Origin of the sequence: Modicisalibacter coralii, assembly GCF_004117855.1 — a bacterium.
Classification (GTDB): domain Bacteria; phylum Pseudomonadota; class Gammaproteobacteria; order Pseudomonadales; family Halomonadaceae; genus Modicisalibacter; species Modicisalibacter coralii.
Genome location: NZ_QWBW01000010.1, coordinates 134,001 through 143,777, shown reverse-complemented (window position 1 = coordinate 143,777; position 9,777 = coordinate 134,001). Strand labels below are relative to the sequence as shown.

The window sequence follows — 9,777 nt, the reverse complement described above, 5'->3', positions numbered from 1 at the left end:
CTCCAGGCTATCAGTGCAAGGTGGCTTCACCGAGTGCGATAGCCTGGACACGACAGTAACGGGACAGGCAGCGAGCGTCAGGCCCTTCTTGAGTCACATGCATCGACGAGGTGAGCCCTCGCCGCCAGGTGTTCCCGGGTCACCGACAGGTCCGAGGAAAGACACACTACCCGGTCGATCAGAGTGGGGGTCAGGAGACCCGAGAACCCTCACGGCACCAGGTCTTTCAGCATAGGTCGATCGCTGTGTGAGTCAGGTCAACCCTGAAACACCCGGCATCTCTCAGTATTACTATCCGAATGAACGATGACCTTCTTGGGCAGCTTACGGCGCCACAACGCCATCTGGAGCGCGTCCCCGGCCAGGTCGGCAGTCATTCGCTCGCTCATCGCCCAGCCGATCACCTTGCGTGAGAACAGATCGATCAGCACCGCCAGGTAGAGCCATCCTTCACCGGTCGCCAGATAGGTGATGCCGCCAATCCATTTCGCGTTCGGCGCCGTGGCGGTGAAGTCTTGCTCCAGCAGATTGGGCGCCACCGGCAGCGAGTGTCGCGAGTTCGTCGTTGCCTTGAACTTGCGCGCCGCCTTGGCGCGAAGCCCCTGGCGTCGCAGGCTGGCAGCGATGGTCTTGCGATTCACCGCCAGGCCATCGTGAACCAGGTCCGGCACCAATCCGGGGGCGCCTGAGCGCCCCTTCCGGCGCTTGAAGGCCTCGGCCACTCGCTGATCGAGAACCGCCTGCTGGCGGCGCCTCGGGGACGGTTCACCGCCACACTGCCGCCAAGCGTAGTAGCCACTGCGAGCCAACCCGAGAACGCCGCACATCCGCTGGACGCTGAATGCCTGACGATACTGGTGGATGAAGGCGTACTTCACTTGAGGTGCTTGGCGAAGTACGCGGCCGCCTTTTTTGTGATTTCAAGCTCTTCCGACTTCTCGGCCAGTTGCCGCTTGAGCCGGGCATTCTCGTCGGCCAGCGCCTGCTCACGTGCTGAAGCGCTTTGCTGCTGCTGGGCCTTGGCTCGCCACTGGTAGAGCTGGCTGGACTGAAGGCCAAGCTCTCGAGCGGCGGCACTAATGCCAACACGGTCAGCGAGTGCCAGCGCCTCGGCCTTGTAGTCCTGGGAGTAGCGGGTACGGGTCTTCTTCATCGAAGCTGCTTGCCTTGCCATGGGTCACCTCGTCTCAGTGTACTGCCTTAACGGGGTGTCCACTGCTGCTGGGCAAGATCGAACCGGTCCCAGTAGGGTGGGTCGCCGAAATAGCCCGCCAGGAAGTCGACGAAGCACCGCACCTTGCTCGCCAGCAACTGGCGGTGGGCATACACCGCGTAGAGCGACAGCGGCTCGGGCTCATGCCGTGGCAGGACGATCCGCAGTTTTCCCGATCCGATCGCGGCGCCCGAGATGAAGGTGGGCTGCAGGACGATGCCGGCACCGGCGATGGCCGCCTCGACCAGCACATCGCCGTTATTGCTGACCAGGCCGCCGTCACTGTGTTGGCCACGCCCTGGCAATCCCCGGAAGGCCGAATCGCCGGCGTCCGGCTCCATGTAGCTGTAGTGCAGATAGCGATGCGCCTTGAGATCTTCCGGATTGTGGGGCGTGCCGTGCTGTTGCAGGTACCCGGGCGAGGCGCAGAACACCACGCGTACTGGCGCGATCCGCTTGGCGATCAGCGAGGAGCTCTTCAGGTGGCCGATCCGCAGAGCGATATCGAAGCCCTCTTCGACGATGTCGACCTTACGGTCGTTCAATTGCAGGTCGATGCCGACGCCGGGGTGGGCGCGTTGAAAGTCGCCCAGCAGCGGTGCCAGGTGGCGGGTGGCGAAGGACACCGGGGCACTGATCCGCAGCAGGCCCCGGGCCTGGGTGTGCAGGTCGTCGAGCTGATGCTCCATGTCGTCGATGTCGTTGAGTACCTGCTGGGCGCGCTGGTGATAGTGCCTGCCCGCTTCGGTCAGGTGGATCTTGCGCGTGGTGCGGTTGAGCAGGCGCACCCCCAGGTGCTGCTCGAGTCGCGAAACGTACTTGCTGACGAGCTGGGGGGACGTCTCCAGTCGCTCGGCGGCGTGGGTAAAGCTGCCTTCGCCGACCACGGTGACGAAGGCGCGCATGGCATCGATACGGTCCATCGCTCACTCCGGGGGCAGGGGTGTCCAGATTATCAACAAAGCGTTGTTAAAAAACCAATGATCGTCATCTTATTCTGCTTTTTCGGTGACAGTAGAGTGGCGTCATCGCTCGGGGGAAGGGCCCTCGGGACACGACGACAGCGCAAGAGGCGAGGTGACGCTCATGAACACGCAATTCGTACGGACCCTGTTCCACTCGCGAGGCGGTATCGCCGCCCTGGTCCTGCGGGTGCCGGTGGGGCTGATCCTGGCCGCTCACGGTTCTCAGAAGCTGTTTGGCTGGTTCGGTGGCTATGGGCTGGAAGGGACAGGGCAGTGGATGGCGAGCATCGGTCTGGAACCGGGCCAACTGATGGCGTTTATGGCCGGCGGTGCCGAGTTCTTCGGCGGGCTGGCGCTGGTACTGGGCCTGCTGACTCGCCCGGCGGCGCTGGTGGTGGCCTTCGCGATGCTGGTGGCCATTTTCTCCGTGCATGTCGGCAATGGCCTGTTCATCGCCAACAACGGCTTCGAGTACGCCCTGAGCCTGTTCGTGGTCACGCTGGCCCTGGCGATCCAGGGTGCGGGCCGGTTCTCCCTGGATGGCGTGCTGATGGCGCGCTTCGCGGATGCCGGAGTCGTGCCGGCCGGGCCCGGCGGGCTCTGAAATTAACCGATGACGTCACGGCCGTGGAGCGTGACGGGAGGACGCGTAGTCATGAGCAACAAGACCGATGTGCTTTTCATTTCCCACGGCGGCGGGCCGCTGCCGTTGCTGGGTGACCCGGATCACCGCGAAATGGTGGAGCGGCTCACCGAGATTGCGGGCCAATTGCGCAAGCCCGCGGCCATCCTGGTGATCAGCGCCCACTGGGAGGCATCGCTGCCGACCATCACCTCGGGGGCACGGCCGGGCTTGATCTACGACTACTACGGGTTCCCGCCCGAGTCCTACCAGATCGAGTACCCCTGCCCTGGCGAACCGGCGCTGGCGCGGCAGGTTCATCAGGCGCTGGAGCGGGCCGGGATCGCGGCGCGGCTCGACGACCATCGGGGCTTCGACCATGGGGTGTTCGTGCCCCTCAAGCTGATGTACCCGGCGGCGGATATTCCCTGCGTGCAGCTGTCGCTGGTCGACGGCCTGGATGCCGAGATGCACCTGGCCATCGGCAAGGCGCTGCGGGCGCTGGACGTCGACGACTTGCTGGTGATCGGCTCCGGTTTCTCCTTCCACAACATGGAGGCGTTCTTCGCGCCCATCACACCGGAGATCGAGGCGCGCAACCAGGCCTTCGAGGATTGGTTGGCGGCAACCTGTACCGACACGCGCCTCGCGGAATCCGAGCGCGCCGAGCGCTTGATCCACTGGGATCGCGCCCCCCACGCCCGTTTCTGCCATCCCCGGGAGGAGCATCTGATGCCGCTGCATGTGTGCTACGGCCTGGCGGGCAGACCCAGCGAGCCATCCATCGTCGCCACGATCCTCGGGAAGAAGGCGGGGATGTTTCATTGGAAGGTGCCCGCGTGAGCATGCCGGGAGCCGGCCGAGTCCCGCCCTTCGCGGACGTGGCAAGAGAAACCCCGTCCTGGCGCTGCGGGCCAGCGCGAGAGTTTCCCGGCACTGACGCGCGGCCTGATAAACCGCCGGGGTTTATTCTTCACCCTGAAAACGGCAGAGGGGGCCGCTTTCCCGCGTGAAGATGAACCACCTGCTGCACGAGATCGCGCATGGCACCGTCGTTCTTATGCGCCCCGGTTCTTCGATGCCTTATGCCGACATGAAGTCGTTCCAGCGCCGGACCAGATAGTTGTGCTCGTCCATGACCGTATTCCATACGGCGATCCGGCTCATGCGCGTCAGGTAGTCACCGCCATCGCGGATTTCGCCCCGGTGGATCAGCCCGCTGGCACCGGATGGGTCGGCCAGGTTCTCGGCGGCGGGCTTGCCGGCGTACCAGTAGTCCCATTCGGCGGGCGACAGGTGGGGGCGGGTCAGCTCCGGGGTGGATATGTAGTAGCCCTGGCGGGCCATGACGGCGCCGGGCCAGCCGGAGATCCACCAATTGAGATAGTCATAGGCGGCATCGAGCGTGCGGCTCTTGGCGTGGCGCGAGATCGACATGCCGCCGTACCAGGCGCGATAGCCTTCCATGGGCGAGGCCATGCGTACCTTGATATGGCGCTTCTTGAGGTCGGTCATGGCCGGCGACCATAGGCTCTCGATGCCGACCCGGCCACGCACCATGTCGGAGGAGGCCTGGTCCTGGTTGCTCCAGAACGCCCGGAAGTGCTGTTGGCGCTTGAGCGCGATCAGGCAGTCGATGAGGTTGTCGATCTCAGCCACGCTGAGGTTGCCCAGATCCTTGAAGTCGACCAGGCCCGCCGCCTTGGCGGCCAGCGCCGCGTCGATCGCGCCGATGGCGCTGTCGTTCTGCAGGCTGACCATGCCCCGCCAGCGTTTGTCCAGCAGCCAGGCCCAGCTCTCCTGATCGCGACTCAATCCGTCCGGCAGCATGTCCAGGCGGTAGCCGAAACTGTCGACGTTATGACTGACCGGCAGCATGGTGATGTGGCCGCTGGGACGAGCGCCGCAGCTGCCATCGGGCTGGATATAGAGACGATCGACCGGGTTGCTGCCGGCGCCCAGCGGCGCGTGCGGCGTCAGGCGCCCGGTCTTCGGCAGGGCGTTGATCTTGTCCCAGTTGTCGATGCGCGCGATGTCGATGGGCTGGATGGCGTTGGCCGGCCACACGAAATCCACGTTGTGAAACCACTGGTCGTAGATGTCGAAGCTGTCCGGGGCCAGCACGCCGGCCCGTTGCGCGGCGACACCGTCGAGCACGTCGAACGTCAGGCGAATGCCCAGGTCGGCGCGCGCTTGCCGGCGAATGCTTTCCAGCAGCGTGACCGAAGTACCCAGCACGCGCAGGTTGACCGGGCCGCGTTGAACGTAGGGGCCGCCCGAAGCGGGTGAAGGTACGGCGTTAGGCATGGGAAATCCTGGGGCAAGGGTGGTCGCTAACGGCGCTCATGAAGGCTTGCAACGAGTCTGCCACGCGGCTGGCCGGGATACCACGCGTGATGAAGACGAGCTCCGAGCGGCGGTCGTCGTCGGGCCAGGCCTCGACATGCTCGGGGGGATGAATGGTGTGTTGTACGCCGTGGAGGATGACCGGCCGAGGATCGTCCCTGACGTGCAGCACCCCCTTGACCCGCATGATGTGGTTGCCGTGACGATTGAGGAGCATCGATAGCCACAGGCCGAAGCAGGTCCAGTCCAGCTCGCCGTCGAAGGCCAGGCGGAAGGCGCTGACATCGCCCAGGTGACTTCGTGTCTCGGAGATGTTCGATTCGCGCCAGGGGCCGAGCCATGTCTTGACCCGGGCACGGGTGAAACGCTCGAGATGGGGGCCACTGGCGAACAGCGCATCGCTGGGCTGGTCCAGGGCCTCGCGGCCCAGTCGTTGCGCGGCGGGGTTGATGGTATCCAGCAGGTCGTGGAGGTGGTCGATGCGGGACGTATCGACCAGATCGGCCTTGCTGATGACCAGCTTGTCGGCCACCGCGACCTGCGCTTCCCACACGGGGTGGTGCCGGCGGCTGTCGATGGCGTTGACGGCATCGACCAGCGTGAGGTTGGTCCCCGGGCGAAGGTGGTGGCGCAGTACAGGGTCGGCGGTAATGGTGGAGGCGATCGGGCCGGGATCCGCCAGGCCGGTGGTTTCCAGCACGATTCGCCGGAACGCGGGAATCTCGCCGTTCTGCCGCCGTGACAGCAAGCGCCGCAGGGCGTCCGACAGCTCGCCGCGAATAGTGCAGCAGACGCAACCGCTGGCAAGCAGCACCGCATCCTCGGCGATCTCGCCGAGCAGCCGGTCGTCGAGGCCCACGTCGCCGAACTCGTTGATCAGCACGGCGCTGTCGCCGAAAGCCTCGCTGGCCAGCACCGACTTCAGCAGGGTGGTCTTGCCGCTGCCCAGAAAGCCCGAAATCACATGCACCGGTAGCAACGCAGTCGTGTCGGTCATCGAGAGTCTCCTCGCCGAGGTGTCAGCCCAGGGACGCCAGGAATGCCGCATCCAGGGGATCGAGCTCGCGCCCGCTCAGTTGCTCGGCCTGGCGCCAGACGCCGCCCAGGTCCTCGACCATCTCCCGCTTGCCGGTGGCGGTCGCCAGCACGAAGCTCGACGCCTGGAAGTCCTCGACCGCCAGACGACTCGGGCCGAGCACGCGATTGAGCAACCGGGCCCGGTAGGCGCGGGCCCGACGGCGCTCGTGATGGGCCCGTTCCGGGTCTTCGATATGCGTGGTCCAGTGATCGTCACCGCCGAGGGCGCCACAAAGTCCGCACATGGGATCTCCTTGAACGTGGAAACGTGATCGGGTTAGGGGGTGTCGCTCAGACACGCATCGACTGCCAGGGCCGCCCGCAAGAGCGCCTCGTCCTCGCCGCAGGGTGCGCTGAGCTGGATGCTGGTGTATTGGCCCTGGTCGTCGCGCCCGCTCGGCAGCGCGATCGCCGGGGAGTCCAGCAGGCTGGCCACCATGCTGAGGCGCAGCGTGGCCAGGTTGACCTCGGCAAACCGCTCGGGGTCCGCCTCCAGTGGCGACAGCAGGGGGGCGACGTGGGCCACGGTCGGGGTGAGTAGCGTCGCGCCCGCCAGGTCCTGGCGCAGGCGCGTCTGGAGTTCCCGGCGCTGACGATACAGCGTCACGACGCTATCCGGGGTCATGTGTCGCGCGGCCAGCAGTCGCTGCCGCACGCGGGGGTCCATGCGCTCGGCTTCGTCGCGCTCGAGTAGATCCCGGTACTCGGTATAGGCTTCCGCGGCGCCCAGCCAGCCGTGACGCTGGATGAGATCCAGGGTATCGCCGACGCTGCCAATGGGCCGCCTGATCACCTGGAAGCCGTCCCGGGCGAGTCGCTCGGCGCTACCTTCCAGGTGTTGTCGCACGCCTGGCTCGAGGCGTTCGTCGTCGAGGCAGGTCGTGTCGAGCACGATCACCGTCTGCCCGGGGTCCGCCGGCTCTCGCGGCTCGACGGCTTGGCCGCGCAGCAAGTCGTCGATGGCCAGGCAGTCCGGCAGCGACGTCGCGATCGCTCCGATGGTGTCGAGGCTCGCGGCGAGGGGCGTGACACCCCGGCGATCGTGACGGGCCCGGGACGGACGGTAGGACACCAGTCCGTTGAAGGCGGCGGGAACGCGCAGCGAGCCTGCGGTATCGGTGCCGATGGCGGCCGGGACGATACCCTGGGCCACGGCGACCGCCGAGCCCGAACTCGAGCCGCCGGGCACCCGGGGCTCCGGCCCCGCCGGTGTATGGTGAGGGGTGCCGTAATGCGGGTTCAGGCCCAGGCCGGAGTACGCCAGCTCGGTCAGGTTGGTCTTGCCGAGACACACCAGGCCGCCTCCCGTGGCGTGGCGGACCGCCGTGGCGTCGTGAGTGGCCGGCGCCTTGGCGAGCACCCGGCTACCGGCGGTGGTCAGGGTGCCGGTGATGTCGAACAGGTCCTTCCAGGCCAGTGGGACCCCGTCGAGAGGGCTCAGCGGGATGCCGAGCCGCCGGCGGTGGGCGGCAGCCTCGGCCTCCGCCAGGGCGCGATCCGGTGTCAACGAGATGAACACCGCGTCGCTGTTCCTGGCCTTCTCCAGACAGTGCTGCGTCAACGTCACCGGGTCGATGTCGCCGGCCTGGAGGGCCTGGCCGATGGCCAGCGCGGTGCGGGGAAGAGAATCCATGGGTTGTCTCCCGGTTGAGCGGGCGTCACCCGGTAACGCCCGCCGATGCTCAGCGATCCTCGCGCTTCAGCGCCGAGGCAGGAATATCGTCGGTACTCAGGCGCTCGAAACGCCCCTGCTCGGTATAGACCCAGTTGCGCCCCACCGATGTCGCCAGAAAGCGGTCATCGAAATCGGAGACCAGTTCCTGCTGGGGGTAGCGGCGCAGGATCCAGCCCTTCATCAGTACCAGATACACTACGAGCGCGGTGACGAAACCGACGGCGTAGGCGTATTCCAGAAATACCAGCGCCATGACGCCGCCCGCCACCCAGGCGATGATGCCGGCGGGGTTGAAGCCGTTGGCAAAGCGGAACTGGCCCTCGGTGTCGAAGAGCGCGGGCACGTTGAGGCGCCGGCGTCGCAACAGGTAATAGTCCGCCACCATGATGCCGCCGACGGCCGAGAGGATGGCACCGTAGTAACTCAGAAAGGTGAATAGATGATCGAGGATCAGCCAGGGCATGGCGGCGGTACCGATCACCCCGGCGATGACCAGGGCAACCGGGTAGCTGACCCGCGGTGCCCCGGCGTTGACGAAGGTGAGCGCGGCGGGGATCAGGTTGGCGGCGTTGTTGGTGGACCACTGGGCGAGGATCACCATCAGCAGCAATGCGATCAGGGTCAGGCCGCCGCCCTGGCCTTGAATGACCGTGACCGGGTTCCAGTCGCCCGCGGCGATGAAGGAGACCCCGCCGATCAGGGCGATCCAGGCTTGCGTGGCGGGCAGCGCCAGGAACTGAGCGACGAACACGTTGCGGTTGCGGGTGAAGAAATTGCGCTCACCGCCGGGGGTGCGTAGAAAGCGCGTCAGGTTGGGGATGTCCACCGCCAGCGCCGACCAGAACGCCATGTTGGCGAAGAACAGTCCCAGGGCGGCGATATCCTGATCGCCGACGAAGGTCCAGATATTGATGCCCTGGGTCTTGGCCAGCACGTCGAGGGTGAAATACATCCACACCGAGATGGCCACGATGCAGGGCGCCGCGATGGAGGCCAGCAGCTCCACGGCGCGGATGCCGAGCGCGGTGTTGGCGATCTGCACGACGGCGAACAGGGTGTACCACAGAGGCCAGTTATCGAACCCCCAGAGATATTCGACGATCCCGTTGAGGGCCAGCGCGCCGAGGTAGGTCTGCACGCCGAACCAGATAGCGGCGACGATGCCGCGCGACACCGCAGGCAGGTGGGTGCCCTTGATCCCGAAGGGCGCACGCAGGTAGACGGCGAAGGAGAGGCCATGTTCGGTGCCGATATCCGCCGTGAGACTCATTACGACGCCGAGCACCAGGTTGGCGAAGAAGATGATGGCGACGACGTGAAGTAGCGGCAGGCCGGCGACGCCGCCGGCACCGAGCTGGAAGGTGGCGATGATCACGGCCATGCCGATCCACAGCCAGATGAAGCCGAAGAAGCCGATGGTGCGCTGGTTGAGCCAGACCGGCAGGATGGCGGCTTCGAGCAGGTGTTGCCGGGCGCCGCCGCCTTCGGCGGTGCTGCGACTGTCGGGGTTGCGTTGTTGATGGGCCACTGCAGCGTTCCTCGAGATGTTGTGTGTTTGTTGTAGGCCGGCACCCGTCGACGGCAAGCCGTCGCGGGTGTCGTGCAGTAATTGCAGTATGAATACAAAGATCATTTTATGCCAAGGGGTGGCGAGGAGGTTTTGCTTCAGGACATCTCGTAGCGCCTTCAAAAGACTGTTTATTGGCGGTTTTCTGGTTGGCCATGAATTCACGATGTGAGAAAAATGACGATCGGTTCCATGGGTCGTTTTTCTTGACCTCGAAAGGCCTGGGGGGAAGTGTCAAAATAGGCCGGCGCCCGTGATGGGGCGTTTCGCGCCGAACGTGCCGAGCGCGAGGAACGAGTCGATGACGTCAGG

General features: G+C 65.6%; 8 protein-coding genes and 1 pseudogene. 2 read left to right on the top strand and 7 right to left on the bottom strand.

All coding sequences use genetic code 11. The annotated features are described in order from the left end of the window. Window positions 1-275 precede the first annotated feature (275 nt). A pseudogene (locus D0901_RS06755) lies at window positions 276-1,174 on the bottom strand (IS3 family transposase); the annotation flags it as partial. A gap of 26 nt (window positions 1,175-1,200) precedes the next feature. Further along, complete coding sequence (locus D0901_RS06750) at window positions 1,201-2,136, bottom strand: LysR family transcriptional regulator (protein ID WP_129139537.1); 936 nt, start codon at window positions 2,134-2,136, stop codon at window positions 1,201-1,203. A 163-nt stretch (window positions 2,137-2,299) separates the two neighbouring features. Here D0901_RS06750 and D0901_RS06745 point away from each other — a divergent pair, with 163 nt between their 5' ends. Together D0901_RS06745 and D0901_RS06740 are read left to right on the top strand one after the other, a co-directional pair. Further along, window positions 2,300-2,782 carry a DoxX family protein gene (locus D0901_RS06745; RefSeq protein ID WP_129139536.1) on the top strand — a complete coding sequence of 161 codons (483 nt, stop codon included), beginning with the start codon at window positions 2,300-2,302 and terminating at the stop codon, window positions 2,780-2,782. A 51-nt stretch (window positions 2,783-2,833) separates the two neighbouring features. Then, on the top strand, window positions 2,834-3,643 hold the full coding sequence (locus D0901_RS06740; protein ID WP_129139535.1) for a DODA-type extradiol aromatic ring-opening family dioxygenase: 810 nt from the start codon (window positions 2,834-2,836) through the stop codon (window positions 3,641-3,643). A gap of 240 nt (window positions 3,644-3,883) precedes the next feature. On the opposite strand, the gene D0901_RS06735 is transcribed toward D0901_RS06740, so the two are convergent. From D0901_RS06735 to D0901_RS06715, 5 genes are read right to left on the bottom strand one after another with little or no spacing between them, the layout of a single operon-like run. After that, window positions 3,884-5,107, bottom strand: coding sequence for an ABC transporter substrate-binding protein (locus tag D0901_RS06735; protein ID WP_129139534.1), 1,224 nt, complete (start codon window positions 5,105-5,107; stop codon window positions 3,884-3,886). Beyond that, window positions 5,100-6,143 carry a CobW family GTP-binding protein gene (locus D0901_RS06730; RefSeq protein ID WP_162500834.1) on the bottom strand — a complete coding sequence of 348 codons (1,044 nt, stop codon included), beginning with the start codon at window positions 6,141-6,143 and terminating at the stop codon, window positions 5,100-5,102. The genes D0901_RS06735 and D0901_RS06730 overlap by 8 nt, the downstream gene beginning before the upstream one ends. 22 nt (window positions 6,144-6,165) lie before the next feature. Continuing rightward, on the bottom strand, window positions 6,166-6,468 hold the full coding sequence (locus D0901_RS06725) for a hypothetical protein (protein WP_129139532.1): 303 nt from the start codon (window positions 6,466-6,468) through the stop codon (window positions 6,166-6,168). A 32-nt stretch (window positions 6,469-6,500) separates the two neighbouring features. After that, a complete protein-coding gene (locus D0901_RS06720; RefSeq protein ID WP_129139531.1) occupies window positions 6,501-7,856 on the bottom strand; it encodes an amidase family protein in 1,356 nt (451 codons plus the stop codon). A 49-nt stretch (window positions 7,857-7,905) separates the two neighbouring features. Next, entirely contained in the window at window positions 7,906-9,426 is a 1,521-nt protein-coding gene (locus D0901_RS06715) for an NCS1 family transporter (RefSeq protein WP_233440373.1), read from the bottom strand. Window positions 9,427-9,777 lie beyond the last annotated feature (351 nt).

Coding starts and splice junctions, on each gene's coding strand:
- D0901_RS06725 (WP_129139532.1), bottom strand. CDS start 6,468: ATGTGCGGACTTTGTGGCGCCCTCGGCGGTGACGATCACTGGACCACG.
- D0901_RS06735 (WP_129139534.1), bottom strand. CDS start 5,107: ATGCCTAACGCCGTACCTTCACCCGCTTCGGGCGGCCCCTACGTTCAA.
- D0901_RS06745 (WP_129139536.1), top strand. CDS start 2,300: ATGAACACGCAATTCGTACGGACCCTGTTCCACTCGCGAGGCGGTATC.
- D0901_RS06750 (WP_129139537.1), bottom strand. CDS start 2,136: ATGGACCGTATCGATGCCATGCGCGCCTTCGTCACCGTGGTCGGCGAA.
- D0901_RS06730 (WP_162500834.1), bottom strand. CDS start 6,143: ATGACCGACACGACTGCGTTGCTACCGGTGCATGTGATTTCGGGCTTT.
- D0901_RS06720 (WP_129139531.1), bottom strand. CDS start 7,856: ATGGATTCTCTTCCCCGCACCGCGCTGGCCATCGGCCAGGCCCTCCAG.
- D0901_RS06740 (WP_129139535.1), top strand. CDS start 2,834: ATGAGCAACAAGACCGATGTGCTTTTCATTTCCCACGGCGGCGGGCCG.